Raw genomic sequence first — 24,665 nt, 5'->3', positions numbered from 1 at the left:
CCGCGTCGGCGACGGCGGCTCGGAGCGGGGCGATCGAGCGCTCCGCGCGCGCCCCGGCCGCCCAGCCCGCCGCGACCGCGATCGCGAAGGCCGCGGCCAGGCACGCGAGCAGCACGAGCGCGGCGGGCCACGACACGAACGCCGTGAACACGACGGCGGCGAGCGCGGTCGTGGCGGCGGTGACCAGCGGGAGCACGACGCGCAGGGGGAGGTTCTGCAGCTCCTCGACGTCGTCGACGACGCTCGACAGCAACCCGCCGCGTCGGGAGCGGGTGAGCCCGTCGGGCGCGAGGGGCACGAGGTCGCGCACGAGGTCGGCACGGACGCCGGCCACCTGCTGCAGGGCGGCGTCGTGGCCGCTCAGCCGCTCGAGGTAGCGGAACACCCCGCGCGACAGCGCGAACGCCCGCACCCCCACCACGGCGACCGACAGATACATCACGAGCGGCTGCTCGGCGGCGCGGGCGATCAGCCACGCGCTCGCCGCGAGAAGCGCGACCGCGCTGGCCGCGGTGCCGAAACCCGACAGCAGCGCCGGGGCGAACCGCCGCGGGGAGGGCATCGCCGAGCGGAGGATGCCGCGCACGCGGGGGTTCATGCGCGCACCTGCGCGTCGAGGTGTTCGACCCCTTCGACGGGCTCGCGGACCCCGGTCGCGGGCTCCGGGGCGTCGATCGCGGGGTCGGGGTGCACCTGCACCACGCGGTCGGCGATCGCGCGGGCCGAGCGGCGGTGCGAGACCAGCAGCACTCCGCGTCCGGCGTCGGCCTCGCGGCGCAGCGTGGCCCACACGTGCGCTTCGGTGTCGGCGTCCAGGGCGCTCGACGGCTCGTCGAGCACGAGGATCGGTGCGTCCACGACCCGTGCGCGGTACAGCGCCCGGGCGACGGCCACGCGCTGCGCCTCGCCGCCCGAGAGCCCGGCCCCGCCCGCGCCGAGGGGCGTCGAGGGGTCGAGGTCTGCGGCCCCGGCGTCGGCGAGCGCCGTGGCGACCCGCGCGGCCTCGACGGTCGAGCCCAGCGCGACGTTCTCGGCCACGGTCCCCGTCACCAGGCCCGGGCGCTGACCCACCCAGGCCACCGCGCCGCGCGCGTGCGCCACGGGGGCGCCGTCGATCCGCACTTCGCCGTCGTGCTCGGCGTACCCGAGGATCGCCGCGACCAGTGACGACTTGCCCACGCCGCTGGGACCCGTCACGAGCACGACCTCCCCCGGCCCCACCGACAGCGACACCCGTGGCATCCGGAGCCCCCCGCGCCGGACGCGGACCCCCGCGAGAGCGAGCACGCGCCCGTGCGCGGGGTCGCCGGCAGCGGAGGCCCCGACGGCCGTGACGCCGGCGCCCGTCGCGGCGGCGGTGTCGGCATCCGCGTCCGCCCGCGCCGCGTCGAGCGCGTCGAAGATCTCCTCCGTCGCCGCCACACCCTCGCTCGCCGCGTGGAACTGCACGCCCACCTGCCGCAGCGGCAGGTACGCCTCGGGCGCCAGCAGCAGCACGAACAGCCCGACCAGCAGGCTCAGGTCCCCCGCGAGCAGGCGGAAGCCGATCGTCACCGCGATGATCGCGACCGAGATGGATGCCAGGAACTCCAGCGCGAAGCCGGAGAGGAACGACACGCGCAGCACGGTCATCGTCTCGCGCTTGTAGTCGCGCGTGACCGTCTCGATCGTGTCGGCGGCGCGGTGCTGGCGGCCGAAGGCGGTGAGGGTGCCGAGGCCTTCCACGGTGTCGGCGAAGCGCGCGGCGAGCCGGCCGAGGGTGCGGTACTGCTTCTGCTGCACGCCGCGGGTCGCGAGACCGATCAGCACCATGAACAGCGGGATGAGCGGGATGGTCAGGACGACGGTCAGGCCCGAGAGCGGATCGGCGAGGGTCATCGCGCCGATGAGGATCGGCATCGTGATCGCGGTGGCCACGAGCTGCGGCAGGTACCGCCCGAAGTAGGCGTCGAGCGCTTCGAGGCCGTGGCCGGCCGTGAGCGACAGCGACGCGGCGTTGCGGCGCGCGAGCCACGCCGGACCCAGGCGACCGACCGCAGCGATGACCGCCTCGCGCAGCTGCAGCGACGCCGCGGCCGCCCCGCGCGCGGAGACGCGCTCGGACGCGGCGATCAGCAGCCCCCGCACCAGGGCCAGGGAGGCCGCGGCCCCCACGTCTGCCCAGAGCGCGCCGACCGGCCGGCCCTCGATCGCGCCGACGAGCGCGCTGGTCAGGAACCAGGCGAACCCGACGATCACCCCGGTCTGCGCGAGCACGATCGCCGCGGTGACGGCGAAGAAGCTCCGTGAGGCGGTGGCGTACCGGACGAGCCGGGGGTCGACGGGTTTCATGGCGTGACTCTCAGTGCGCGACGAGCGCGGCCTTCTCGATGCGTGCGCGGGTCACGCGCTTGCGGAACACCCAGTACGTCCACCCCTGGTAGGCGAGGATCAGCGGCAGGAAGATCAGCGCCGCCCAGCTCATGATCGTCAGCGTGTAGTCGGTGCTCGAGGCGTTGTCGATGGTGAGGCTCGACCCCTCGGCGAGCGTGGAGGGCATGACGTTCGGGAAGAGGGCGAAGAAGAGCGCCGCGACCGCGGCGACGATCGTGACGGCGCCGAGGGTGAACGCGGTCCCCTCCCGGTCGCGCAGGTTCGCCACCCACGAGCCGATGAGCGTCAGCGCCGCGACCCCGGCGAGGGCCACGACCCCCAGCAGGAGCGGGGCCTGTGCGTTGGCGGCGTTGACGATCGTCCACCCCAGGAACAGCGCCGCGAGGGCGATCGCGAGAGCCCCCGACCGCACGGCGAGGCGCCGGGCATCGGCACGCACCTGCCCGTCGGTCTTCAGCGCGACGAAGTACACGCCGTGCGTGAAGAACAGCAGCAGGGTCGTGAGCCCGCCCAGGATGCCGTACGGGTTCAGCAGGGTGAGGACCGTTCCGACGTACTCGTGGTCGGCATCCAGGGGCACGCCCTGCACGATGTTGGCGAAGGCGACGCCCCAGAGGAAGGCGGGGAGGGCGGATCCTGTGACGATCATGCGGTCGAACGAGCGCTTCCAGCGCAGCGAGTCGCGCTGGTGGCGGTACTCGAACGAGACGCCGCGGGCGATGAGGGCGAGCAGGATCACCAGCAGCGGCAGGTAGAAGCCGCTGAAGAGCGTGGCGTACCACTCCGGGAACGACGCGAACAGGGCGGCGCCGGCGACGATGACCCACGTCTCGTTGAGGTCCCACACCGGGCCGATCGTGTTGATGATCTGGCGCCGGGCGATGTCGTCCTTGCCGAGGAAGGGGATCGACATGCCCACGCCGAAGTCGAACCCGTCGAGCACGAAGTAGCCGACGAAGAGGAAGGCGACGATCCAGAACCAGAGGTGTGCGAGATCCATGATGTTCTCCTGCGTGCTCAGTAGACCGTGGTCGGGGTGTTCTCGACGGAGTCGTCGTGCTCGGCATCCGGGTCGGGCAGGGGCTCGGGGCCCTTCTGCGCGAATTTCACGATGAGACCGAACTCGACGATCGCGAGGCTGAGGTAGACGAGGGTGAAGGCGACGAGCGAGACCAGCACGCTCCACCCCGGGACGCTCGGCGAGACGCCGTCCTCGGTGAGCATGAGGCCGAACACGATCCACGGCTGGCGGCCCATCTCGGTGAAGACCCACCCGACGAGGCTCGCGAGCATCGGCAGGGGAGCCGCCCAGATCGCCACGCGCCACATCCACGGGGCGACCGGGCGGGTCGCCTTCTTGCGCGTGACCCACAGCCCCACGACGCTCACCAGGGCGGCGATGCCGCCGAGGGCGATCATCCAGCGGAACGCCCAGTAGGTGACCCACAGGACGGGGGCGAAGTTGCCGTCGACCTGATCGGCGAACTGCGGGAACATCTGCTGGCTGTAGAGGGTGTTGAGGTCGTTGATGCCCTCGACGCAGCCGTCGAGCGAGTGCGTCGACAGGATGCTGAGCAGGAAGGGCACGCGGATCGAGAACAGCTCGCTCGTGCCGTCCGGTGTGCCGAGCGTGAAGATCGAGAACGAGGCGTCCTGACCGCACACGGTGTTGAACGTCGCCTCGGCGGCGGCCATCTTCATCGGCTGGGTCGCGACCATCACGAGGCTGAGCTGGTCGCCGACGATCGCGACGAGCACGAACGACACCAGCGTCGACCACAGGCCGAAGCGCAGGGTCTTGCGCATCATGTCGGTGTTGCGGCCCCGGGCCATGTGCCAGGCGGAGACGGCCACGACGACCATGGCGGCGAACATCCACCCGGCGAAGATCGTGTGCGGGAAGGCGGCGAGGGCGACGGGGTTGGTAAGGAGCGCCCAGAAGTCGACGAGCTCGGCCCGGTGGCCCTCCGCCGACATCTGGTAGCCGACCGGGTTCTGCATGAACGCGTTCGCGGCGATGATGAAGTACGCCGACAGGGTGGCGCCGATGGTGGCCATCCAGATGCTCGCGAGGTGCGCGAGGCGGGGGAGCTTGTCCCACCCGAAGATCCACAGGCCGATGAAGGTCGCCTCGAGGAAGAACGCGAGCAGTCCCTCGAAGGCGAGCGGGGCGCCGAAGACGTCGCCGACGAAGCGCGAGTAGGCCGACCAGTTCATGCCGAACTGGAACTCCTGCACGATGCCGGTCACGACGCCCATGGCGAAGTTGATGAGGAAGATCTTCCCGAAGAAGCGCGTGAGGTGCAGCCACCGCACGTCTCCGGTGCGGTACCAGACGGTCTGGAAGATCGCCACGATCAGCGACATCCCCAGCGTCAGCGGCACGAACAGGAAGTGGTACAGCGTCGTCAACCCGAACTGCCAGCGGGCGAGGGCGAGGGGGTCGAGCCACTCCATCAGGAGCCTCCGATCGAACCGTGTTATGTGGTCAGACCACATGCTACGCCCGGCCTCGATACCCCGCCGGGCGATGATTCGGCGTCGAACCACCTGACCGCGGCGGACGGCATCCCTTTACACTTACTCGGAAAGTCATTTGCTCGAGCCCGCGAGGAGACCGCATGTCGGTGCGCCAGAGTCTGCTCGCGATCCTCGATCGCGGCGACTGCTACGGCTCGCAACTGCGCGCCGAGTACGAGCGGCGTACCGGCGCCCGCGTGAACGTCGGGCAGGTGTACACGACACTCGAGCGCCTCGAGCGCGACGGGCTGGTCGAGAGCGGCGGCGTCGACGACGAGGCGCGCGTGCTGTGGCGGCCGACGGAGGCCGGTCGGGCGGAGGCGCGGTCGTGGTTGTCGGCGGCCTCGCTGCCCGAGGGGCGCGACGAGGTGGCGCTGAAGATCGCCCTCGCCGTGACCCTCCCCGGCGCTGACGTCGACGCGATCCTCTCGGCGCAGCGCGCGGCGGTGCGCGAAGCGCTCGCGGAGGTCGCGGGGGAGGTTGCGGATGCCGTACCCGCCGCGATCGTGCGGATGGCCCGGCGGGCGCGGCTGGAGGCCGACCTGCGCTGGCTCGACGAGGTCGAGGAGCTCACGGCCGCGGCCGAACCCTTCGCCCTGTTGGACGAGCGCCCGCGACGCGGTCGCCCCGTGCGTTCCGGCGGCTGAGGACCGAGTACCGCCGGACCGTCGATCCGTCAAGCCCGGCGTCGATCATCGATCGACAGCGCACCCTGAGAACACCCCGGACGACCCAAGGAGTTCTCACATGGTCATGGAAGCACCGCTCAGCCGCCCGGGTTCGCCGAAGTCCGCCGCTCGCGCCGCCGCGAAGGCGGCCGCCACGACGGTCGCCGCGCCGCCCGCCTTCACCGAGATCCCGTGGACGCGCATCGACCTCGACCTGTACGAGGTCGCCCGCGACGGGTACATCGTCGGCTACGTCGAGGTGGTGGGCGCGGTGTTCGTCGCCCTCGGCGGGCAGCGGTACGACCGCGCGGTCGAGATGTCGCAACACCTCACGTTCCACGCCGCGGTGGACGTGCTCGTGCGCCGCGCGCTCTGAGCGGGACTCGGGCTCGCGGACGCCCGGCCGCACCGGCGCGGAGGCGTCCGGCGCGAGCGTCGGTTCGCTGTCGACTTCCCGCCCGCACCGTCACCGGGTCGCCCGGTGCGCGCTCGCGTGGCGTGCTCGCGTGGCGTATTCAGCGCGTGAGCGTGTAGCCGGCTTCGTCGATCGCCGCCGCGAGAGCGCCCGCGTCCGCCGCGCCGGTCGACGCGATGCGCACCACGGAGGCGCCGCCCACCCGCAGGTCGACGTCGACGACCTCGACGCCCTCGAGCGCGTTCAGCTCCTCGGTGACGGCGCGCACGCAGTGGTCGCAGGTCATCCCTTCGACGCGGAGCTCACGCGGTGCGGCGGCGGAGGGGATGGATGCCGCGGCACCCGGTGCGGCCGCGCGGTGGCCGCACCCGCAGCCGTCGCCGCATCCGCCACCGGCCGGGGTGGTCGCGGTGGTGAGTCCGAGGTCGATGCGCTGTTCGGTCATGTGATCTCCTTATGAGCGGACCAGGCGCGCGATGGCCTGGTTGGCCTCTTTCAGCTTCTCTTCGGCGACCGGGCCCCCCTGCGCGGCCGCCTCGGCCACGCAGTGCGAGAGGTGGTCGTCGAGCAGCGAGAGGGCGACGTTCTCGAGCGCCTTGGTCACGGCCGACACCTGGGTGAGGATGTCGATGCAGTACTGGTCGTCGTCGACCATGCGCGCGATTCCGCGGACCTGGCCCTCTGCGCGGCGCAGGCGCTTCAGCAGGTCGTCCTTGTGGCCCTCGTACCCGTGCATGTCTCCGATGATACCCCCATGGGGTATCCATAGCACCGTCTCCCCGCGTGTCAACCCCCTCGGCTTCGGCGGCGCCATGACGGAACGTCGGAGCATCAGGAGGTCGACATGCTTTCTCGTCAGACTGGTGGTGGTCGGCGATGACCACCGAATCCTTCCCCACCGGACCGCACCGCCCCGTGCGCATCCCGCACCTGCCCCCGCTGCGCTCGCAGCGGCGAGAATCGAAGGATGACGCGAACACTGGCGGGGCTCCCGGGCGCCGCTCGGAGACTCTGCCTCAGCCGACGAAACGGCGAGATCTGCACTCGTGAGAACGGCCATCGCGGCCTGCACCACCGCAAGGGTGGTCGCCTGCTGTGGAGCGACCTGCAGGCCGACCCGCCCGCATGCCCCGGCGGCGGCGCCCCGGCGGAGCCCGCGGCGACCCTCCCCGACGGCTTCCCCCACAGACGCGCGGTCTGCCCGGTGTGCTGGGCGTTCGTGACCCTCGCCGACGCGACCCTCGCGCCGCACGACTCCTGGCGCGGCGACGCCTCGCGTGCCGACGCCGACCACCGGCGCGACTGGTTCAACGCGTTCGGGTGGTGAACGCCGCGGCGACGTCGCGCGTCGTCTGCGCGCTCGACATCGCGTCGTACAGCGCCGCCTCCTCGATGCGCCCGGCCCTCGGCATCCGTGCAGCCCCGACGGCGCACGACGACGGGACGTACGATGGGCGTCATGATCCGGGTCCAGGTGGTCGGCGTCGCCCTCGACCCGGCCCAGCAGCACGTCATCCTGCTGAAGCCCCTCGACACCGCCGCCGACGGGGAGCGCGTTCTACCGGTGTGGATCGGGGCGCAGGAGGCCATGTCGATCCTCGTCGCGATCGAGGGCACGGGGTCGCCGCGCCCGCTCGCTCACGACCTCATGACCGCCATGCTCGGCGAGCTCTCGGCATCCGTCGACCGGGTGGAGGTCACGCACCTCGATGAGGGCACCTTCCACGCCCGTCTCGTGCTGAACACGCCGGCCGGGCAGCGCACGTTCGACGCGCGGCCCTCGGATGCCATCGCCCTGGGCGCTCGCGCGGACGCGCCGCTGTGGGTCGCCGAGGCGGTCTTCGCCGAGGCGGGCGTCCCTGACGAGGCCGTCGAACTCGAGGCCGCGGGCGGGGAGGACGTCGAGGAGGAGCGGGTGCAGGAATTCCGCCGCTTCCTCGACGACGTCGATCCCGAGGACTTCCAGGGCTGACGGTCCGCCACCCCCTCGCACGCTCCTAGACTCGCGGAGGGGCCGCGTGCCGCGGTCGCGATCCACGACGAACGGGGTACGGATGCAACTCGCCATGGTCGGGCTCGGACGGATGGGCGCCAACATCGTCCGCAGGCTCATGAGAGACGGTCACGACTGCGTCGTGTTCGACGTGAACCAGGATGCCGTGGCGGATCTCGCCGCGGAAGGGGCCACCGGTGCGACCAGCATCGCCGACCTCGCCTCGAAGCTGCAGAAGCCCCGCGCCGTGTGGCTGATGATCCCCGCCGGTCTCACCGGCTCGGTCGTCGACCAGGTCGCCGAGGTGCTCGAGCCCGGCGACATCATCATCGACGGCGGAAACTCGAACTACCGCGATGACGTGCGCCGCGCCGCGAAGCTGAACGAGAGCGGCATCCACTACGTCGACGTCGGCACCAGCGGGGGCGTGTTCGGCCTCGAACGCGGCTACTGCCTCATGGTCGGCGGCCACGAGGAGGCCGTCGCGCACCTCGAGCCCGTCCTGTGCACCGTGGCCCCCGGCCCCGGCGAGGTCGAGCGCACGCCCGGCCGCACCGGCGATTACACCACCGAGGAGCGCGGCTACCTCCACTGCGGGCCGTCGGGCGCCGGGCACTTCGTGAAGATGGTGCACAACGGCATCGAATACGGCATCATGGCCGCGCTCGCCGAGGGGCTCAACGTCTTGAATAACGCCGACGCGGGCCTCCACCAGGGCGAGCACTCGGCGGAGGTCGCGCCGCTCGAGGAGCCGGAGTTCTACCAGTTCGACATCGACACCGCGCGCGTCACCGAGCTGTGGCGTCGTGGGTCGGTGATCTCGTCGTGGTTGCTCGACCTGACCGCGGCCGCCCTCGCGCAGAACCCCACCCTCGACGGTCTCGCCGGTCGCGTCTCGGACTCGGGCGAAGGCCGCTGGACGGTCAAGGCGGCCGTCGACACGGGTGTTCCGGTACCGGTGCTGGCGGCGTCGCTGTTCGAGCGGTTCGCCTCGCGTGGCGAGGACCGCTTCGCCAACCAGGTGCTGTCGGCGATGCGTCTGCAATTCGGCGGCCACCAGGAGTTGCCCGCGGGCGACGTGCTCGAGGCCGGGTCGAAGAAGGCCGAGAGCGGCCGCGACTGACCCGATCCGGCTGACGCGCTTCGGCTGACGCGATCCGGCGGAGGCTGTCGGCTGGGCGGGCGCGGCTGCGTCGTCGCTCCGGAGACGGGGCGCCCGCATCCCGCGCCGTGACCGTGCGATCAGACCGTGCGCCGGGCCCGCCCGCTCAGCGTTGCAGGAGGATCTCGCAGATGTGCAGGCCCTCGCCGTCGTTCCAGATATCGACGGCGGGGGCTTCGCACGTTCCACTCTCGGCCGTGAGCAGGTGCACGCTCGTGTCGTCGACGAGGGCGTACGGCCCGACGGTGCCGCGCACGGGGGCGGAGGCGCCGGTGGGCAGCTCGCCCACCTCCGACAGTGCCTGGAGGAGAGGGATGCTGGCGGCCTCGGTGTAGAAGGTCAGCGCGTCGTAGTCACGGCAGTTGGCCGTGCCGCCGGTGCCGACCGGGAAGCCCGTGCCCAGGCAGTACCCTCCGGCGGGGAGGTCGGGGAACGTGCCGTGGACGTCGCGGTACTTCTCGAAGACCTCCTGCCACTGCACGAGCTTGCGGGTGGCGTCCCCGTTCGGGGAGGCGGCCTGCTGCGCGGTCAGGAACCACGCCAGGAACGCGAGTGCGGCCAGGATGACCGCCCCGCCCACCACGAGGGCGGCGACCGCGACGGGGTGGAGACGGGGACGGGGCGCGGACGACGACGGCATGGCGAGGGGCTTTCTCGAGGGAGGACGCGAAGGGGCACGGTGGACCGCGCCAGGCTGGCACAGTCCACGTGCGCCCTCGTGCGACGTCCACGACCCCGCTGCCGGGGGCGGCGCGCGGTTCGCCCGGGCCCTCACCCGTGACGGACCGGCTCTTCGGAGAGGGGAGACTAGAGGGATGAGCAGTTCGGCATCCGCTTCCCCCGATCGATACGTGGTGGCCACCGACGGTGCCTGCAAGGGCAACCCGGGTCCAGCCGGCTGGGCGTGGGTCGGCGAAGACGGACACTGGGCCGCCGGTTCCATCCCCTCGGGCACGAACAACATCGGCGAGCTGCTGGGCCTGCTGCACGCGATCACCGACCACGCCGAGGTGCGCGATCTCGTCGTGCAGGCCGATTCGAAGTACGCCATCGACACGTATTCGTCGTGGATGGACGGGCACCGCCGTCGCGGGTGGGTGACGAGCGCGAAGAAGCCCGTCGCCAATCGCGGCATCCTCGAGGCCCTCATCGAGGCGCGCGACGCCCGACGGTCCGCCGGCCTGCCCGACGTCGTGCTCGAGCACGTGCGCGGGCACTCCGGTCACGTGCTCAATTCGTGGGCCGACGAGCGCGCGGTGCGGGCCTCGCAGCACGCGGCCAAGGGCGAGGAGCTCATCTGGACCTCGCTGCGCGGTCTCGACCGGCTCGAGGTCGCCACGGCGCCCCCGCGCTCCGCGGCCGATCGCAACGGGCGTTAGCCTCCGAGCACGTCCGCTTCCTCGACGGCGGTGAGGCCGGCGCGACGGGGGCGGTCGAGGCCGCGTGCGCGCTCGTCCGCGAGGGTGCGCGCCATCGTCTCGGCCAGCGGACGGCGTCGACCCCCGGATGCCACGAAGGCGGCGTCACTGCGCCGGGCGAACCCGCTCGCGCTCGGCGGGAGCCACAGCGCCAGCGACCGCGGACCCGTCCAGTGCTGCACCCCGCGGGCGAGGAGCGTGTCGTCGTCGAGCGTGACGGTTTCCCCGTCGTGGCCGGCCGCCTCGCGAGCCGCCGCGAACACCGTGGCCAGCGGCAACTCCTCGCCGACCGCGTTGATCGCCCCGGTCACGCCCGCGCGCCCGGCCCGCTGGATCCAGTCGCCGAGGTCGTCGACGTCGATGCCCTGCACGTATCGTCCATCGGTCTCGGGGACGAGCACGCGCCCGCCGCGGGCGAAGCGCGCGGGCCACGACCCGAAGCGGTCGGTCGGGTCGCCGGGGCCGACGATGAGCCCGGCCCGTGCGATCAGCGCACGATCGCCCAGATGCGCCAGGGTGAGCCGCTCGGCGTGCACCTTGGCATCCGCGTACTCCGTCAGGTCTCGAGGTTCGACGAGCTCGGCCGTCTCGTCGGCGAAGGGCGTGTCGGCGTGGGCGTACACGGACACGCTCGACACGAGCGTCCAGTGCGCCGCGCGATCGGCGAGGGCGTCGAGAGCGGATGCCACGAAGTCGGCGTCCCACGACAGCTCGACGACGTCATCCCAGTCGCCGGTGAGCGCGTCATAGGCGCCGGGGTCCCGCCGGTCGGCGCGGATCAGCCGCGCGCCCGGTGCGACGGTGCCGGACTCCCCGCGGGCGAAGCACGTGACGTCGGCGCCGGCGGCCAGCGCCGCCGTCGCGATGGCCCGACCGAGCCAGGCGGTTCCGCCGAGGATGAGGAGGCGTCTCATCCGGACAGCCAAGCACGACGCTGGGCACGGATGCAGGGGGTTCGCGCACGGCGGATGCGCGGGGGTGCCCGCGAGTGCGCGCATCCGGTAGAACGGATGGATGAAGCCCCCCGGAGCCACGCCGTCGCTCGTTCAGCAGCGGATGGTGCTGGCGCGGGCGCGCACGGCAGCGGTGTGGGTGATCGTCTTCGCCGCTCTCTTGACGTCGATGGCGATCCTGCAGCTGGCGAACGTCGACCCCGCACCCCCGATTTGGCGGTGGCTGGCGCTCCTGGCGTATCTCGCGATCCTCGTCGTGGGGATCGTGCGCGTGATCGCCTCCGTCCGGAGGATCCGCGCCTTCGAGGCTGCGCACGGGCGCGATGCCGGGCGTCAGCTCCCCGTCCGGCGCTGACCCGTCCGTCGGGTGAGCCCGGCTCGAGCGAGAGGGCGCCTACGCTGGGGGGACCCCGGCCCCGAAGGAGCTCCACGTGTCTGCCGCCCGCTCGACGCCCGCCGCCTCGACGCCCGCTCGCGCAACGCCCGCTCGCGCAACGCCCGCTCGCGCGGCGAGGATCCGTCTTCTGCGCTCCACCTCGCTCGGCGTCGCCGGCGTGGGGGCGTCCATCTCCATGGCCGCGCTCGGCTCGTGGTGGACGCCGGTCATCCTGCTGCTGGCCACCGCGGGCGCGATCCTGGTCATCTGGAAATCCGACGGCGCGCTCGTGGCCGCTCGGGCCGTCGTGCCGGTGCTCATCGTGGTGGCCGCGCTCATCGCCGCGGGGCTGCTCGGCCTGGCGGGCGTGCTGCCGTCGGGGTGGACCTGGGCGGCGCTCGGGGCCTACGCGCTGGCGTGGGGCGAGTACCTCGTGTCGCAGACCATCGCGCGCTCGCGCGGTGTCACGTCGTGGCGCTGACGGGCGCGGCGCGTTCGAGGCACACGAGCTGCGGCCGGTCGTCCCACGACGCGACCTCCGCGAACCCCCACCGCCGGTAGAGGCTGAGGGCGGGCGCACGCCACTCCCACACCGACAGGCGTGCCGCACCTGTCGCTCCCTCGAGAGCGGCGGACAGGAGCGCTGATCCCACGCCGCGGCCGCGCGCGGGCGGGGTTGTCCAGAACCGGGAGATCTCGGTGACGCCGGCGGTGTCGTCGACCACGACGACGCCGCAGTCGACGCCGTCGACAGACCCCAGCAGCACGCGCCGCGCGGCGAAGACCGACGCGGGATCGTCGATCTCGCGGGCGTAGCGGTCGGGTAGCGGCGCGTGGGGTGCCACCAGGCCGTGATCCCCCTTCTCGGCTTCCGTCTGCCGCAGGTAGTCGGCGACGAGGGCCGACACCGCCCCGGCGTCGCGGGGGAAGACGGCTGCGCGGACGGAGATCACCGTCTCACGATACGCACGCCCACCGCGCCCGCGCCGGACAGCGAGCCCTCCGCGGGCCCGCGCGTGACAGGACGAACGGACCCGGATGCCGAGGGGGCGGCATCCGGGTCCGTTCACGGTTCGGGGGTCAGGCGGGGACGCCCGCGGTGGTCGGCTGCCAGCCGAGGGCCGGCGCGACGTGCGTGGCGAAGTTCTCGACCAGGCGCAGGTTGAACTCCACGCCCATCTGCGACGGGATGGTCAGCATGAGCGTGTCGGCGCTCATGACCGCGGCGTCGTTCTGCAGCTGTTCCACGAGCACCTCGGGGGGTGCGGCGTAGGTCTTGCCGAAGGTCGAGCGCATGCCGTCGATGACGCCGATCTGGTCGGAGCCGGCCGAGCCGCTGAAGTACATCTCGTCCTCGGCCGTCACGATCGGGAAGATGCTGCGGCTGACGGACGTGCGCGGCTCACCCGGGTGCCCGGCCTCGCGCCAGGCGGCGCGGAAGGCGTCGAGCTGCTGCGCCTGCAGGATGTCGAAGGGGGTTCCGTCGGCCTCGGTGAGCAGCGTCGACGACATGAGGTTGACGCCGATGCGGCCCGCCCATTCCGCGGTCGCCGTCGTGCCGGCGCCCCACCAGATGCGCGTGCGCAGGCCGGGGGAGTGCGGCTCGATGCGCTGCAGGCCCGTGCCGCCGCCGAAGGGACTCATCGGGTCGCGCTCGGCCAGGCCCTCGCCGTCGATCGCGCGGAGGAACAGATCGAAGTGCTCGCGGGCGATGTCGGCTCCGCGCGGGTCCTGCGAGCCGGTGTAGCCGAAGGCCTCGTAGCCCCGCTGGACCGTTTCGGGTGAGCCACGGCTCACGCCGAGGGCGAGGCGGTTGCCGCTGATGAGATCGACGGATGCCGCCTCCTCGGCGAGCATGAGCGGGTTCTCGTACCGCATGTCGATGACGCCGGTGCCGACCTCGATGCGCGAGGTGCGCGCGGCGATCGCGGCGAGCAGCGGCATGGGGGCCGCCTGCTGACGGGCGAAGTGGTGCACCCGGAACGAGATGCCGTTCACGCCGAGGTCGTCCATGCCCTGGGCGAGGTCGATCGCCTGGAGCATCGAGTCGCCGGCCGACAGGTGATGCCCGCCGCCGAGGGGGCCGTAATGGCCGAAGGAGAGTGTGCCGAAGGAGCGCATGTGCGGTGCAACGCACGGCATCCTGATCTATTCCCGCGCATGTACTGGGACACGGCCCCGAGGGCCCCGGAATGTGGAAGCATTCCAAAGGTGGACGAGGGCGTGCGGCAGGAGCTGGAGCGTCTGCGCGCGCGGGCCTATGGTCCCGCCGCCGACATCGCCGACGACGCGGACGCCGTCGAGCGGCTCCGCGTCCTGGAACACCTCGAGCGCACCGAGCGCACCGCGCCGGTGCACCGCCCACCCTCCGACCCCGAGCCGCTGCGCGCCGACCTCCCGGCCGCCGGGGACGCGACGCCCGAACCGCCCGCCGACGACGACGACGAACCCGCCGTCTCCGAACGCCCGGCCCTCCTCCGATCGAGGCGCGGCGTGTGGGCGTGGGCGATCTCCCTGGCCCTCGTGACCGCGCTGGCCAGTGCCGCCACGACCGTGGGGGTGAGCCTCGTGCCGGTGTCGACGTCGGTGGGCGCTTCGCAGGTCGCCACGCTCGTCGAGGACCCCACGGCGCAGACGCCGGCCCTCTTCGGCGAGCGCCGAGGCGACGAGCGGGCGTTCGCCGACTTCTACGGGGTCACGGCGTTCGTCGGATCCGCCCAGGTCGACGCGAGCGACAACCGCGGCAGCTGCCTCTACCTGCTCGACACCGACGAGGTGGGGCGCGACGAGACGAACGGCTTCCGCGGCAACTTCGTGTACGGCGGGTGCGGGGCGGGCATCTTCCCCGCGACCGTGCAGTTCGTCGTCGCGGAGGGCATGCCCGACGCGTTCGTGGAGCGCTTCCCCCTCGGCACGAGCGTCCAGTTCGTCTTCGACGGCGAGAACGTCGGCGTCTTCACCGACGGCGGATGAGGGGACCGACCGCCTTCCGCGCAGACGCTGACGCAACCGACGGCGGCGCTGGACGCCCGCCCATACCCGGCCCGGATGAGAGGGTGGGGGAGTGACCCCCCTCCTCGAGCACGTGCCCGTCGGCGCCGATGCGGATGCCGTCTACCTCGGCTTCGTCGAGTGGGCGGCCTCGCGCGGCCTCACGCTCTACCCCGCTCAAGACGAAGCGGTGATCGAGATCGTGTCGGGGGCGAACGTCATCCTCTCCACCCCCACCGGCACGGGCAAGTCGCTCGTCGCGATCGCCGCGCACGCGGCATCCCTCTCCCGGGGCGGCCGCACGTACTACACGGCGCCGATCAAGGCCCTGGTGAGCGAGAAGTTCTTCGCGCTCGTCGAGATCTTCGGCGCCGAGAACGTCGGCATGGTCACGGGCGACTCCTCCGTCAACTCCGATGCGCCGATCGTGTGCTGCACGGCCGAGATCCTCGCCAACCTCGCCCTGCGCCAGGGCGCGGACGCCGACGTCGACCAGGTCGTGATGGACGAGTTCCACTACTACGGCGAGGCCGATCGCGGCTGGGCCTGGCAGGTGCCGCTGCTGCTGCTCACGCGCGCGCAGTTCATCCTCATGTCGGCGACCCTCGGCGACGTCGCCGACATCGCCGACGACCTCTCGCGGCGCACCGGTCGTCCCACGGCGCGGGTGACGGGCGTCGAGCGTCCGGTGCCCCTGCACTTCGAGTACGCCCGCACCCCCGTGCACGAGACGGTGCAGGAACTGCTCGACACGAAGCAGGCGCCGATCTACGTCGTGCACTTCTCGCAGGCGGCGGCGATGGAGCGCGCGCAGGCGCTGTCGTCGATCCGGATCATCGGGAGGGAGCAGCGCGACGAGATCGCCGAGGCCATCGGCGGCTTCCGATTCACGACCGGGTTCGGCAAGACGCTGTCGCGGTACGTGCGGGCCGGGATCGGCGTGCACCACGCGGGCATGCTGCCGCGCTACCGGCGGCTCGTCGAGACGCTCGCGCAGCGCGGGCTGCTGCGCGTGATCTGCGGCACCGACACCCTCGGCGTGGGCATCAACGTGCCGATCCGCACGGTGCTCATGACGGCGCTGACCAAGTACGACGGCACGCGCATGCGCCAGCTGTCGGCGCGCGAGTTCCATCAGATCTCGGGTCGCGCGGGCCGCGCCGGGTACGACACGGCGGGGACGGTCGTCGTCATGGCCCCCGACCACGAGATCGAGAACGCCGCGCAGATCCTCAAGGCCGGCGACGACCTGAAGAAGCAGAAGAAGATCGTCCGCAAGAAGGCGCCGCAGGGCTTCGTCAACTGGACCGAGCAGAGCTACGACCGCCTCGTCGCCGCCGAGCCCGAGCCGCTGCAGCCGCAGATGAAGCTCACCGCCGCGATGCTCATCAACGTCATCGCGCGGGGCGGAGACGTGTTCGGCAACGTCCGCTCGCTCGTGTTCGACAACCACGAGCCGCGCGCTCGGCAGTACGAGCTCGCCCGCCGCGCGATCGCGATCTTCCGCACGCTCGTGCAGGCAGGGGTCGTGGAGGCCGGGCCCGACGGCATCCGCCTCACCGTCGACCTGCAACCCAACTTCGCGCTCAACCAGCCGCTGTCGCCGTTCGCGCTCGCCGCGATCGAGATGCTCGACCCCGAGGTCGAGCTCGGGCGGGGACCGGATGCCGCGCCCCCGGCGTCGTCGGTCGGCACGGGCCACTACGCGCTCGACGTCGTCAGCGTCATCGAGGCGACCCTGGACGACCCGCGCCCGATCCTGTCGCAGCAGCAGTTCCGCGCGCGCGGAGAGGCCGTGGCGGCGATGAAGCGCGAGGGCATCGAGTACGACGAGCGCATGGAACTGCTCGAGGAGATCACCTGGCCCAAGCCCCTCGACGAGCTGCTCGCGCAGGCGTACGAGGTGTTCGCGTCGAGCCAGCCGTGGATCCGCGACTTCGAGCTGTCGCCCAAGTCGGTCGTGCGCGACATGTTCGAGCGGGCCTGCTCGTTCGCGGAATACGTCTCGCTGTACCAGCTCGCCCGCAGCGAGGGGCTCGTGCTGCGCTACCTCAGCGACGCCTATCGCGCGATCCGCCAGAGCGTGCCGGTCGATGCGCAGACCCCCGACCTGCTCGACCTCATCGCCTGGCTCGGCGAGCTCGTGCGACAGGTGGACTCGAGCCTCGTCGACGAGTGGGAGCAGCTGATCAACCCCGCCGAGGATCCGGACGCCCCCGTGGTACCGCCGGCGCCGCCGTCGATCCTCACCAACCGGCGCGCGTTCATCGTGCTCGTGCGCAACGAGATGTTCCGGCGCGTGCAGCTCGCCGCACTGCAGCGCGACGACGAGCTCGTGGAGCTCGACCCCGGCGTCGACTGGCCCGCGACGCTGGACGCGTACTTCGACGAGCACGACGAGATCGGCACGGGGGGAGCGGCGCGCTCCTCGGCCCTCGTCGTCATCGACGAGTCGTCGGCCGCCGACGGTGTCTGGCGGGTCGAGCAGATCATCGACGACCCCGCCGGTGACCACGACTGGCGCATCCGCGCCGAGGTCGACCTCGCCGCCTCCGAGGAGGAGGGCACGGCGATCGTGCGCGTCACCGAGGTGCTGCGGCTCTGACGGGTCCTCCGCCGGTCCACAGGCTCGCGGCCGCGATCCGGAAAGCCCGGCCCTCGCGCCAACGACGGATGCCGAGGCCGGTAGGCCCCGGCATCCGTTGTTCGCAATCGCGCTTACGACTTGCGGGCGACGCGGTTCTCGGCGCTGACCATCCAGGACAGCTGCTCGAGACGCTCGAGCACGCCGTGCAGGATGTCTGCGCTCGTGGGGTCTTCCTCGTCGACGCCGTCGTGCACGTCGCGCACGGTGCCCACGGTCGCGTCGAGGCGCTCCGTGATGAGGTCGATGACCTCGGCGGTGTCGACCTCGCCCTGGGGGAACTCGGGGAGAGTGGTGGTCTCGGCGACCGTGTCGCTGCGGCCGTCAGGAAGCGCGTGCAGGGCGCGCATGCGCTCGGCGACCTCGTCGCCGAACTCCCGCGCGGCGTCGATGATCTCGTCGAGCTGCAGGTGGGTGTCGCGGAAGTTCTTGCCGACGACGTTCCAGTGGGCCTGCTTGCCCTGGACCGACAGCTCGATGAGGTCGACCAGGACGGCCTGCAGGGCATCGGTCAGCTTCTCCGACGCCTGGAAGCCCTTCTCGGCGTTCTGCTCGTCGGTGGTCTCGGGTCCGCTGCCTCCGCGCGCGGGGCGGCGACGGTTCTTCGTGGGGGTGTCCTTCGTGGTGGTGGACATGCACGTTCCTTTCGTCACGGTCACCAGCGACGTTAGGCGGGCTCGCGGCGACGGGGCCGGGGGTTGCGGGGGCGACGGGGTCGCGGTAGCGGCGATGTCCGTAGCCGCTCGGCATCCAAACGACAACCCCGGCTCCTCGTCGAGCCGGCGTTCCTACCGTGAAGACGTGCCTCCGACCCCTCCTCCGCCCTCCCGGCCGCTTCGGGACTACGCCGCGATCGGCGACGGACGCACGGTCGCCCTGATCGCGCTCGACGGGGCGGTGGACTGGCTCCCTCTTCCCAACATCCACTCGCGTCCCGTCTTCGCCCGGCTCGTCGACGAATCTGCGGGCGGCTGTATCGAACTCGCCCCCGTCGGCGACTACGAGGTCTCCCGTCGTTACGTCCCGCGCACGAACGTGCTCGAGACCACGTTCACCACCTCCTCCGGCGTCGCGACGGTCACCGATGCGATGGTCACCGGTATCGCCGGTCGTCTCCCGTGGGCGGAACTCGCGCGGCGCGTCGAGGGAGTGAAAGGCGAGGTGGAGTTCGCCTGGTGCGTGCAACCCGGGACCATGCTGCGCTCCGCGGCACCCTGGACCGAGCGCATCGACGGTTTCTCGGTCATGCGCATCGGCCACGTCTCCCTCGCGGTCGTGGGCCACGAGCACGGCTTGCGCGGCGAGCCGGATGCCGGTGACGAGAGCATCGACGGGGGGTTCACCACCTCGAAGGGCTCGCGCCACCTGCTGGTGGTGGCCGCGACGGAGGGCGAGCCGCTGCGCATCCCCGACGCCGTGAACGTCGACCGGGGGATCGACCGCACCATCGGCGGGTGGGAGATGTGGTCCGACGAGTTCTCGTACGACGGGCCGTGGGCCGACGACGTCCAGCGCAGTGCCCTCGCCCTGAAGCTGCTGCTGTTCAGCCCCACGGGCGCGATCGCCGCGGCGGCGACGACCTCGCTGCCGGAGAGCCCGCGCGGCGGGAAGAACTGGGACTATCGCTTCGCCTGGGTACGGGATCTGGCCTACACAGCGCACGCCTGGGTGGGCTTCGGCCTCCGCGAGGAGACGCACGCGGCCATCTCGTGGCTCCTGCGCACCATTCGCGCGAACGGTCCCGAGGTGCAGGTGATGTACACCCTCGACGGCGATGCCGAGATCGGACTGGAGAAGCACGAGGTCCCCGGGTGGAACGGCAACCAGCCCGTCGTCACCGGCAACCCGGCGCAGGGGCAGTTGCAGCTCGGCGTGTACGGCGATCTCATCGCCCTGTGCCGCACGTACGTCGAGGCCGGCAACCGCCTCGACACGCAGACCGGCCGGCTGCTCGCCGACGTGGCCGACCGCACGTGCGATCTGTGGCGCCGAGAAGACTCCGGGATGTGGGAGCTGCCGCAGCTGCGGCACTACACCTCCTCGAAGATGGGGTGCTGGAAGGCGCTCGACGACGCCCAGTGGCTCGCCGCCGGTGGGCACATCCCCGACAACGGCGATCGGTGGCGCGCCGAGCGCGACCGCATCCATCGCTGGGTCGAGGAGCGCTGCTGGTCGAAGACGCTCCAGGCGTACACGATCGCCCCCGGAAGCGATGACCTCGACGCCTCCGTGCTGCTGCACGCCCCCACCGGCTTCGATCGGGGAGAGCGCATGTCCCAGACCCTCGACGCGATCACCGAGCGCCTCACGACCGCGGACCACCTCGTCTACCGCTACACGGGCATGGACCAAGAGGAGCAGACCTTCGTCGCCTGCGCCTTCTGGCGCGCCACGGCCCTCGCCTGCGTCGGACGCCACGACGAAGCGCTCGAGGCGATGGACGCCCTGGTTGCTCAGGGCAACGACGTCGGCATCTACTCCGAGATGATCGCCGAGGCCGACGGCGCCTTCTGGGGGAACCTCCCACAGGCCCTCAGCCACCTCGCCCTCATCAACGCCGCTCTCGTCATCCGCGAGCTCGTCGACGACGACGCTCTCGGCGGACGCTGATCCGACCGACCGACCGACCGACCACCCGCCGGAGCCGAACCGCCCCGGCATCCCCCCGAAAGGACTCGCCATGACCACGCAGTACACGTTCACCGATCCCACGAAGCTCTACGCCGACATCGACCCGAAGGCGCAGGAGGCGACCGAGCCCGGGCTCGACGCCGAGCTCACGCCCAAGGCCGCACTCGGCGAGGACACCTACGTGGGCAGCGAGCGCCTGAAGGGGCGCAAGGCCCTCATCACCGGCGCCGACTCCGGCATCGGTGCGGCCACCGCGATCGCCTTCGCCCGCGAGGGCGCGTCGGTGGCGATGTCGTACCTGCCCGAGGAGAAGGTGGATGCCGACCGCATCGCCGGCATCCTGCGCGAAGCCGGCGCGACCGTCGTCCAGATCCCCGGCGACCTGCGCGAGCGCGAGTACGCCCGCACGCTCGTGAAGGAAGCGGTCGAAGGTCTCGGCGGCCTCGACATCGTCGTGAACAACGGCGGCAAGCAGATCTTCAACGAAGACGTCACGACCCTGTCCGACGAGCAGTTCGACGACACGTTCAAGACCAACGTGTACGCGATGTTCTGGATCTGCAAGGAGGCGGTGCCGCACCTGAAGCCCGGCTCGACGATCATCAACACCACGTCGATCCAGGCGTACTCGCCGGCGCCGATCCTCGTCGACTACGCGTCGACCAAGGCCACCATCAACACCTTCACCAAGGCCCTCGGCCAGCAGCTCGCACCGAAGGGCATCCGTGTGAACGCGGTCGCCCCGGGCCCGATCTGGACGCCGCTGCAGGTGACCGACGGTCAGCCCGACGAGAAGGTCGACGAGTTCGGCGAAGAGACCCCGCTCGGTCGCATGGGACAGCCCGCCGAGCTCGCGCCGGCGTTCGTCTACCTCGCGTCGGCGGAGTCGAGCTACGTGATCGGCGAGACGCTGAACGTCAACGGCGGTATGCCCACGCCGTAAGCGCCTCCCCATGAGGAGGGGCCGTCGTCCGTGTGGACGGCGGCCCCTCCTGCGTCTCGGGGTGCGGTCCCCGCGGTCGGCCTCGTCGCGGGATGCCGGTGGGGTCGAGGATGCGGATGGGGCTTCGCGCCGCGTCGGGCGGTGCTCGGGGCGGGCGGTACCGGGGTGCGCGGGCGCGTGCGGGCCGTCGTCAGTCGACCAGCGCCTTGCGGTAGAAGATCTCGCCGTCGTCCGTGGTCTCGGTGCGCCGGTACCCCTCGCGCTCGTAGAGGCGCTGGTTGGCTTCGCTCAGCGCGCCGGTGAACAGCTCGGCCTGCGTCGCTCCCGCGTCGCGTCCGCGGTCCTCGACCGCAGCGAGGAGCAGCGTGCCCAGACCCTCTCCCTGCTGGTCGGGCGCGATGGCGAGGCGACCGATCAGCAGCAGATCGCCGTCGAGGCGGGCGCGTACGGCTCCGACGAGGCGGCCGCCGGTCACGGCGACGCATCCCAGGTTCTCGACCAGCTCGGCGGACAGCTCCTCGAGCGTCTGCGTCAGCGGCGGCATGTCGGGGTCGCCGTAGATGAGCGCCTCGCTCGCGAAGGCGGCGCGCTGGATCGTCAGCACCTCTCCGGCGTCATCGCTGGTGATGGGGCGGATGGTGGGCGAGTCGGCCATCGTCGTCTCCTCCGGGGTTACGAGGTTGCGGGTTAACTATCATGGGCATGCGCGTCCCGGGATTCCGGCGGTCGACGCCCTCTCCCATGAACGATTTCTTCGACTCGCGCGTCCGCACCGATGACGCGTCCGACACGATGGCCTGGCTGCGCGCGCAGTACGGGCGGGTCGACGTCCTCGCCGATCGGGCGGCGATCGCAGAGCACGCCGTGGGTGATGCGGTTTTCGCGCTCCGACACCTCACGTGGGATTGCCGAGCGAAGGTGGTCTACGAAGCGGATCGCTTCTTCTTCGCCACGTCCACGCCCGGCTACGCCTGGCGCATCGGATCGCAGTCGGGCGATTACAGCGTCGAACCCGGGATCGTCCAGCCCGGTCACGAACTGGTCGGTCGCCCCGATCGCACGGACGTGCAACTGGTCGCGTTCGACGCGGAGTGGTTGACGGAGGCGGCCCGCACGATCTACGGCGACGAGACCCTCACGGCCCGATTCGACGGTGTCGGCCCGGTGTCGCGGCGCCTGCGCGACTACTGGTTGCAGACCGTGCGCTGGGCCCTCACCCAGGTTCCGCTCATGTCGGAGCCCCTGGTCCGCGCGCACGTGCGTCGGGCTCTGGTCGCCGCGACGTTCGAGGCGTTCCCGCTCGCCGGTGATCCGCGGGAGCGTCGGGCGTCGGCCCTGGAACAGGCGTCCGTCTACGCCGCCGCGGCGACCTGGATCGACGACCACGTCTCGCTGCCGATCACGGTCGACGACGCGGCCCGAGCCGTGAACACGTCTGCGCGGGGCCTGCGCCGCGCCTTCGTCGCGAACGGGCAGATCGCCTCGACCCCGGAGGCGTATCTCGCGGCGGCCCGTCTGAGCGCCGCGCACGCCGACCTCGTCGCGGCCGATCCGGGTGTCGTCTCGGTGGTCGACATCGCCGCCCGATGGGGCTTCGCCGACGTCGATGCCTTCTCCGTGGCGTATCGGGAGAGCTACCGCGTCGCACCGCAACAGACGCTCGATCGCTGAGCGCTCAGCGGTCGCGGTCGGTGTATTCGCCCGGATCGTCGAGATCCTCACGCGACTCGTGGCCGCTCGGCTGCTCGACGTCGGTGTAGGCGCCCGCCTCGTCGCTGCGGGGGCGCGCCTCGGTGCCGTCGGCGTTCTCGCGATCGACGTACTCGCCGGGCAGGTCGCCGCTGCCGCGGTCCGCGGTCCCATCGGGCAGCTGCACGTCGGTGTATTCGCCCCCATCGTTCTCGGTCCCGTGTCGGTTGACGTCGCGCTCGGCCATGGCCGCCTCCTCGGATCGTGGTGCCCCCGACGCTAGACCCCGCACGGCGGGCGCGCAGCGCTCTTGACAGGGGCGTCGCAGTGCGGGGCGGGACGTGTCAAGGCCACCGCGGCGAGAAGGAGGGGACGGCAGAGTGGGGGTATGCCAGCTCTCGCCATCATCCTCGTCATCGTGGGCCTCGTGCTCCTCTTCCTCGGCATCTTCGTCGAGGCCGTGAAATTCCTGCTGTGGATCGGCATCATCATCCTCATCATCGGCATCATCGCGGCGCTCATGCGCTTCATCCGCCGACAGGTCTGACCCGCCGCGCGGCGCCCATCGTCGCGACGGCCCTCGACGCCGCCCCGCACACGACTCGCCTCGCGCGAGGACGCGCGGGGCGGCGTTTCGCGTGCGGCGTCCTAGGCCGAGAAGAGGTCGCGCGCCCGCGGCCGGCGCGTGGCGGCCACCGCGTCGAGTGCCGGCCCGAGCTCGGCATGGGCGAAGACGAAGCCGGCGTCGGAGAGCACGCGCGGCACCGCCCACCGGCTCTTCAGCACGAGCTCCGGCTCGTTGCGCAGCACGGCCATCGCCGGATCCAGCATCCAGCGGAAGGCCGGGAGTCCGAACGGCATCCGGGCGACCCGGCGCACCTCGCGCATGAGTGTGCGGTTGTCGCTCACCCCCGGGGCCGACAGGTTGACCGGGCCCTCCAGGTCATCGCGGTCGCGGAGGAAGCGGACGGATGCCACGACGTCGTCGATGTGGATCCAGCTGAAGCGCTGCCGGCCCGAGGTGCGGTGCCAGCTCGAGCGGACCGGCCCGGTGGGCCGGGCGCCGATGCCGCGGTAGCGCCGGTGCGGAAACCACCAGCTGTCGATCTGCGGGCCGCCCAGGCCCAGCCGCCCCAGCGCGAGGAGCATGCGCGTGGCGGGGCCGTCGCCCAGCACGATCGCCATGCGAAGGGCCACCCGCCGCGTGGCGGGCAGGTCGTCGGCGAAGAACGCCCGTTCCCAGCTGGTCGCGACGTCGACGGAGAACCCGTCGCCGAGGATGCCGTCGACCTCGTCGTTGCCGCTCACGGTCTCGTGGCGGTAGATCGTGGCGGTCGAGGCGTTCATCCATACGCGTGGCGGCCGGGTCGCCGCGACGACGGCCGCGTGCAGGTCGCGGGTGGTGTCGACGCGCGAGCGGAGGATCTCGTCGCGGTTCGCGTCGGTGTACCGACACGACACGATCTTGCCGGCGAGGTTGACGAGCACGTCGGCCCCGTCGACGAGACGGGCGATCGCCTCGGCGTCACCCCAGACGGCGGTGCCGGCGCGCCCGACGGTGACGACGTCGTACCCGTCGTCGGCGAACGCGCGCACCAGGGCCTTTCCGACGAAGCCACGGGCACCCGCGACGACCACGCGGGGGCGCGGTGCGGATCGGGAACCACCATCGCGGTCTGCCGGCGCATCGGTCACTGTCGCTCCTGTCGTCGGTCGATGCTATCCATGCCGGTTCGGACGCGCGCGGTCACGGCGCCCGTGGGCGACGTCGAGATCGCACCCCCGCTGGCGGCGTTCGTCGTGGTCGACGTGCGTGCGGGATCGCGCGCGCGTTCCGGGCACGCCGCACGCTGATCCCGTGACGGGAGGGGTTTTCGGGAGCGGGGGGT

General features: G+C 71.8%; 29 protein-coding genes. 15 read left to right on the top strand and 14 right to left on the bottom strand.

The window, feature by feature from the left end; genetic code table 11:
* The 4 genes from ACK4LS_RS08155 to ACK4LS_RS08140 all read right to left on the bottom strand — a co-directional run.
* On the bottom strand, positions 1-598 hold a 598-nt coding region (locus ACK4LS_RS08155), incomplete at its 3' end, for an ABC transporter transmembrane domain-containing protein (RefSeq protein ID WP_409715839.1).
* Positions 595-2,331 (bottom strand): thiol reductant ABC exporter subunit CydD, encoded by a 1,737-nt coding sequence (cydD, locus tag ACK4LS_RS08150; protein ID WP_409715836.1) that lies wholly within the window; start codon positions 2,329-2,331, stop codon positions 595-597. The genes ACK4LS_RS08155 and cydD, both read right to left, overlap by 4 nt.
* A gap of 10 nt (positions 2,332-2,341) precedes the next feature.
* Positions 2,342-3,373, bottom strand: a complete 1,032-nt coding sequence (cydB, locus tag ACK4LS_RS08145; RefSeq protein WP_409715833.1) for a cytochrome d ubiquinol oxidase subunit II — start codon at positions 3,371-3,373, stop codon at positions 2,342-2,344.
* A 17-nt stretch (positions 3,374-3,390) separates the two neighbouring features.
* The gene (locus tag ACK4LS_RS08140; RefSeq protein ID WP_409715830.1) at positions 3,391-4,830 is read right to left on the bottom strand and encodes a cytochrome ubiquinol oxidase subunit I; all 1,440 of its coding nucleotides are present in this window, start codon (positions 4,828-4,830) and stop codon (positions 3,391-3,393) included.
* A gap of 164 nt (positions 4,831-4,994) precedes the next feature.
* On the opposite strand from ACK4LS_RS08140, the gene ACK4LS_RS08135 reads away from it, so the two are divergent.
* Positions 4,995-5,540, top strand: coding sequence for a PadR family transcriptional regulator (locus ACK4LS_RS08135; protein ID WP_409715827.1), 546 nt, complete (start codon positions 4,995-4,997; stop codon positions 5,538-5,540).
* A 100-nt stretch (positions 5,541-5,640) separates the two neighbouring features.
* A complete protein-coding gene (locus ACK4LS_RS08130; protein ID WP_409715824.1) occupies positions 5,641-5,937 on the top strand; it encodes a hypothetical protein in 297 nt (98 codons plus the stop codon).
* A gap of 139 nt (positions 5,938-6,076) precedes the next feature.
* On the opposite strand, the gene ACK4LS_RS08125 is transcribed toward ACK4LS_RS08130, so the two are convergent.
* Complete coding sequence (locus ACK4LS_RS08125) at positions 6,077-6,421, bottom strand: heavy-metal-associated domain-containing protein (protein ID WP_409715821.1); 345 nt, start codon at positions 6,419-6,421, stop codon at positions 6,077-6,079.
* A gap of 9 nt (positions 6,422-6,430) precedes the next feature.
* Complete coding sequence (locus tag ACK4LS_RS08120; protein ID WP_056230224.1) at positions 6,431-6,712, bottom strand: metal-sensitive transcriptional regulator; 282 nt, start codon at positions 6,710-6,712, stop codon at positions 6,431-6,433.
* A 231-nt stretch (positions 6,713-6,943) separates the two neighbouring features.
* On the opposite strand from ACK4LS_RS08120, the gene ACK4LS_RS08115 reads away from it, so the two are divergent.
* From ACK4LS_RS08115 to gnd, 3 genes are all read left to right on the top strand, one after another.
* Positions 6,944-7,303, top strand: a complete 360-nt coding sequence (locus ACK4LS_RS08115) for a hypothetical protein (RefSeq protein WP_409715817.1) — start codon at positions 6,944-6,946, stop codon at positions 7,301-7,303.
* A gap of 132 nt (positions 7,304-7,435) precedes the next feature.
* Positions 7,436-7,948: a bifunctional nuclease family protein gene (locus ACK4LS_RS08110; RefSeq protein ID WP_409715815.1), complete on the top strand. Its 513-nt coding sequence runs from the start codon at positions 7,436-7,438 to the stop codon at positions 7,946-7,948.
* Positions 7,949-8,030: 82 nt separating this feature from the next.
* The gene (gene gnd / locus ACK4LS_RS08105) at positions 8,031-9,092 is read left to right on the top strand and encodes a phosphogluconate dehydrogenase (NAD(+)-dependent, decarboxylating) (protein WP_409715812.1); all 1,062 of its coding nucleotides are present in this window, start codon (positions 8,031-8,033) and stop codon (positions 9,090-9,092) included.
* A 145-nt stretch (positions 9,093-9,237) separates the two neighbouring features.
* On the opposite strand, the gene ACK4LS_RS08100 is transcribed toward gnd, so the two are convergent.
* A complete protein-coding gene (locus ACK4LS_RS08100; protein ID WP_409715810.1) occupies positions 9,238-9,771 on the bottom strand; it encodes a hypothetical protein in 534 nt (177 codons plus the stop codon).
* Between the two features lie 175 nt (positions 9,772-9,946).
* On the opposite strand from ACK4LS_RS08100, the gene ACK4LS_RS08095 reads away from it, so the two are divergent.
* Entirely contained in the window at positions 9,947-10,510 is a 564-nt protein-coding gene (locus tag ACK4LS_RS08095) for a ribonuclease H (protein ID WP_409715807.1), read from the top strand.
* On the opposite strand, the gene ACK4LS_RS08090 is transcribed toward ACK4LS_RS08095, so the two are convergent.
* Positions 10,507-11,463 carry an NAD-dependent epimerase/dehydratase family protein gene (locus ACK4LS_RS08090; protein WP_409715804.1) on the bottom strand — a complete coding sequence of 319 codons (957 nt, stop codon included), beginning with the start codon at positions 11,461-11,463 and terminating at the stop codon, positions 10,507-10,509. The two genes, ACK4LS_RS08095 and ACK4LS_RS08090, sit on opposite strands and share 4 nt — an antisense overlap.
* Positions 11,464-11,563: 100 nt before the next feature.
* Here ACK4LS_RS08090 and ACK4LS_RS08085 point away from each other — a divergent pair, with 100 nt between their 5' ends.
* Positions 11,564-11,857, top strand: a complete 294-nt coding sequence (locus tag ACK4LS_RS08085) for a hypothetical protein (protein ID WP_409715801.1) — start codon at positions 11,564-11,566, stop codon at positions 11,855-11,857.
* 76 nt (positions 11,858-11,933) lie between these two features.
* On the top strand, positions 11,934-12,359 hold the full coding sequence (locus ACK4LS_RS08080) for a hypothetical protein (protein WP_409715798.1): 426 nt from the start codon (positions 11,934-11,936) through the stop codon (positions 12,357-12,359).
* Here ACK4LS_RS08080 and ACK4LS_RS08075 read toward each other — a convergent pair.
* Together ACK4LS_RS08075 and ACK4LS_RS08070 are read right to left on the bottom strand one after the other, a co-directional pair.
* On the bottom strand, positions 12,343-12,831 hold the full coding sequence (locus ACK4LS_RS08075; RefSeq protein ID WP_409715795.1) for a GNAT family N-acetyltransferase: 489 nt from the start codon (positions 12,829-12,831) through the stop codon (positions 12,343-12,345). The genes ACK4LS_RS08080 and ACK4LS_RS08075 overlap by 17 nt on opposite strands.
* Before the next feature lie 127 nt (positions 12,832-12,958).
* A complete protein-coding gene (locus ACK4LS_RS08070; protein ID WP_409715851.1) occupies positions 12,959-13,999 on the bottom strand; it encodes an LLM class flavin-dependent oxidoreductase in 1,041 nt (346 codons plus the stop codon).
* A gap of 90 nt (positions 14,000-14,089) precedes the next feature.
* Between ACK4LS_RS08070 and ACK4LS_RS08065 the strand changes: the two genes are divergently transcribed.
* Together ACK4LS_RS08065 and ACK4LS_RS08060 are read left to right on the top strand one after the other, a co-directional pair.
* Entirely contained in the window at positions 14,090-14,851 is a 762-nt protein-coding gene (locus tag ACK4LS_RS08065) for a hypothetical protein (protein WP_409715792.1), read from the top strand.
* A gap of 91 nt (positions 14,852-14,942) precedes the next feature.
* A complete protein-coding gene (locus tag ACK4LS_RS08060) occupies positions 14,943-17,474 on the top strand; it encodes a DEAD/DEAH box helicase (protein ID WP_409715790.1) in 2,532 nt (843 codons plus the stop codon).
* 113 nt (positions 17,475-17,587) lie between these two features.
* Here the strand turns inward: ACK4LS_RS08060 and ACK4LS_RS08055 are convergent, their stop codons facing one another.
* Positions 17,588-18,148 carry a Dps family protein gene (locus ACK4LS_RS08055; protein WP_409715787.1) on the bottom strand — a complete coding sequence of 187 codons (561 nt, stop codon included), beginning with the start codon at positions 18,146-18,148 and terminating at the stop codon, positions 17,588-17,590.
* 166 nt (positions 18,149-18,314) lie between these two features.
* Between ACK4LS_RS08055 and ACK4LS_RS08050 the strand changes: the two genes are divergently transcribed.
* Together ACK4LS_RS08050 and ACK4LS_RS08045 are read left to right on the top strand one after the other, a co-directional pair.
* On the top strand, positions 18,315-20,123 hold the full coding sequence (locus ACK4LS_RS08050) for a glycoside hydrolase family 15 protein (protein ID WP_409715784.1): 1,809 nt from the start codon (positions 18,315-18,317) through the stop codon (positions 20,121-20,123).
* A gap of 70 nt (positions 20,124-20,193) precedes the next feature.
* Positions 20,194-21,087, top strand: coding sequence for an SDR family oxidoreductase (locus tag ACK4LS_RS08045; protein WP_409715781.1), 894 nt, complete (start codon positions 20,194-20,196; stop codon positions 21,085-21,087).
* A 190-nt stretch (positions 21,088-21,277) separates the two neighbouring features.
* Here the strand turns inward: ACK4LS_RS08045 and ACK4LS_RS08040 are convergent, their stop codons facing one another.
* Positions 21,278-21,742 (bottom strand): GNAT family N-acetyltransferase, encoded by a 465-nt coding sequence (locus ACK4LS_RS08040; protein WP_409715778.1) that lies wholly within the window; start codon positions 21,740-21,742, stop codon positions 21,278-21,280.
* Between the two features lie 86 nt (positions 21,743-21,828).
* Here ACK4LS_RS08040 and ACK4LS_RS08035 point away from each other — a divergent pair, with 86 nt between their 5' ends.
* Positions 21,829-22,758: a helix-turn-helix domain-containing protein gene (locus ACK4LS_RS08035; protein WP_409715775.1), complete on the top strand. Its 930-nt coding sequence runs from the start codon at positions 21,829-21,831 to the stop codon at positions 22,756-22,758.
* 4 nt (positions 22,759-22,762) lie between these two features.
* On the opposite strand, the gene ACK4LS_RS08030 is transcribed toward ACK4LS_RS08035, so the two are convergent.
* Entirely contained in the window at positions 22,763-23,023 is a 261-nt protein-coding gene (locus ACK4LS_RS08030) for a hypothetical protein (RefSeq protein WP_409715772.1), read from the bottom strand.
* Between the two features lie 141 nt (positions 23,024-23,164).
* Between ACK4LS_RS08030 and ACK4LS_RS08025 the strand changes: the two genes are divergently transcribed.
* Positions 23,165-23,323, top strand: a complete 159-nt coding sequence (locus tag ACK4LS_RS08025) for a hypothetical protein (protein WP_409715769.1) — start codon at positions 23,165-23,167, stop codon at positions 23,321-23,323.
* 101 nt (positions 23,324-23,424) lie between these two features.
* On the opposite strand, the gene ACK4LS_RS08020 is transcribed toward ACK4LS_RS08025, so the two are convergent.
* Positions 23,425-24,471: an epimerase gene (locus ACK4LS_RS08020; protein ID WP_409715766.1), complete on the bottom strand. Its 1,047-nt coding sequence runs from the start codon at positions 24,469-24,471 to the stop codon at positions 23,425-23,427.
* A gap of 30 nt (positions 24,472-24,501) precedes the next feature.
* Between ACK4LS_RS08020 and ACK4LS_RS08015 the strand changes: the two genes are divergently transcribed.
* On the top strand, positions 24,502-24,630 hold the full coding sequence (locus ACK4LS_RS08015) for a hypothetical protein (RefSeq protein WP_409715764.1): 129 nt from the start codon (positions 24,502-24,504) through the stop codon (positions 24,628-24,630).
* Positions 24,631-24,665: the final 35 nt, after the last annotated feature.

This window comes from Microbacterium sp. (assembly GCF_046295495.1).
GTDB lineage: Bacteria > Actinomycetota > Actinomycetes > Actinomycetales > Microbacteriaceae > Microbacterium.
Note: the sequence above shows the minus strand (reverse complement) of the source record. Positions and strands in the feature narration are given on the sequence as shown.

Bases quoted from the DNA above. Each gene is read 5' to 3' on its own strand.
- cydD (WP_409715836.1), bottom strand. From the start codon at position 2,331: ATGAAACCCGTCGACCCCCGGCTCGTCCGGTACGCCACCGCCTCACGG.
- cydB (WP_409715833.1), bottom strand. From the start codon at position 3,373: ATGGATCTCGCACACCTCTGGTTCTGGATCGTCGCCTTCCTCTTCGTC.
- ACK4LS_RS08140 (WP_409715830.1), bottom strand. From the start codon at position 4,830: ATGGAGTGGCTCGACCCCCTCGCCCTCGCCCGCTGGCAGTTCGGGTTG.
- ACK4LS_RS08135 (WP_409715827.1), top strand. From the start codon at position 4,995: ATGTCGGTGCGCCAGAGTCTGCTCGCGATCCTCGATCGCGGCGACTGC.
- ACK4LS_RS08130 (WP_409715824.1), top strand. From the start codon at position 5,641: ATGGTCATGGAAGCACCGCTCAGCCGCCCGGGTTCGCCGAAGTCCGCC.
- ACK4LS_RS08125 (WP_409715821.1), bottom strand. From the start codon at position 6,421: ATGACCGAACAGCGCATCGACCTCGGACTCACCACCGCGACCACCCCG.
- ACK4LS_RS08120 (WP_056230224.1), bottom strand. From the start codon at position 6,712: ATGCACGGGTACGAGGGCCACAAGGACGACCTGCTGAAGCGCCTGCGC.
- ACK4LS_RS08115 (WP_409715817.1), top strand. From the start codon at position 6,944: ATGACGCGAACACTGGCGGGGCTCCCGGGCGCCGCTCGGAGACTCTGC.
- ACK4LS_RS08110 (WP_409715815.1), top strand. From the start codon at position 7,436: ATGATCCGGGTCCAGGTGGTCGGCGTCGCCCTCGACCCGGCCCAGCAG.
- gnd (WP_409715812.1), top strand. From the start codon at position 8,031: ATGCAACTCGCCATGGTCGGGCTCGGACGGATGGGCGCCAACATCGTC.
- ACK4LS_RS08100 (WP_409715810.1), bottom strand. From the start codon at position 9,771: ATGCCGTCGTCGTCCGCGCCCCGTCCCCGTCTCCACCCCGTCGCGGTC.
- ACK4LS_RS08095 (WP_409715807.1), top strand. From the start codon at position 9,947: ATGAGCAGTTCGGCATCCGCTTCCCCCGATCGATACGTGGTGGCCACC.
- ACK4LS_RS08090 (WP_409715804.1), bottom strand. From the start codon at position 11,463: ATGAGACGCCTCCTCATCCTCGGCGGAACCGCCTGGCTCGGTCGGGCC.
- ACK4LS_RS08085 (WP_409715801.1), top strand. From the start codon at position 11,564: ATGAAGCCCCCCGGAGCCACGCCGTCGCTCGTTCAGCAGCGGATGGTG.
- ACK4LS_RS08070 (WP_409715851.1), bottom strand. From the start codon at position 13,999: ATGCGCTCCTTCGGCACACTCTCCTTCGGCCATTACGGCCCCCTCGGC.
- ACK4LS_RS08055 (WP_409715787.1), bottom strand. From the start codon at position 18,148: ATGTCCACCACCACGAAGGACACCCCCACGAAGAACCGTCGCCGCCCC.
- ACK4LS_RS08045 (WP_409715781.1), top strand. From the start codon at position 20,194: ATGACCACGCAGTACACGTTCACCGATCCCACGAAGCTCTACGCCGAC.
- ACK4LS_RS08040 (WP_409715778.1), bottom strand. From the start codon at position 21,742: ATGGCCGACTCGCCCACCATCCGCCCCATCACCAGCGATGACGCCGGA.
- ACK4LS_RS08035 (WP_409715775.1), top strand. From the start codon at position 21,829: ATGAACGATTTCTTCGACTCGCGCGTCCGCACCGATGACGCGTCCGAC.
- ACK4LS_RS08030 (WP_409715772.1), bottom strand. From the start codon at position 23,023: ATGGCCGAGCGCGACGTCAACCGACACGGGACCGAGAACGATGGGGGC.
- ACK4LS_RS08025 (WP_409715769.1), top strand. From the start codon at position 23,165: ATGCCAGCTCTCGCCATCATCCTCGTCATCGTGGGCCTCGTGCTCCTC.
- ACK4LS_RS08015 (WP_409715764.1), top strand. From the start codon at position 24,502: ATGCCGGTTCGGACGCGCGCGGTCACGGCGCCCGTGGGCGACGTCGAG.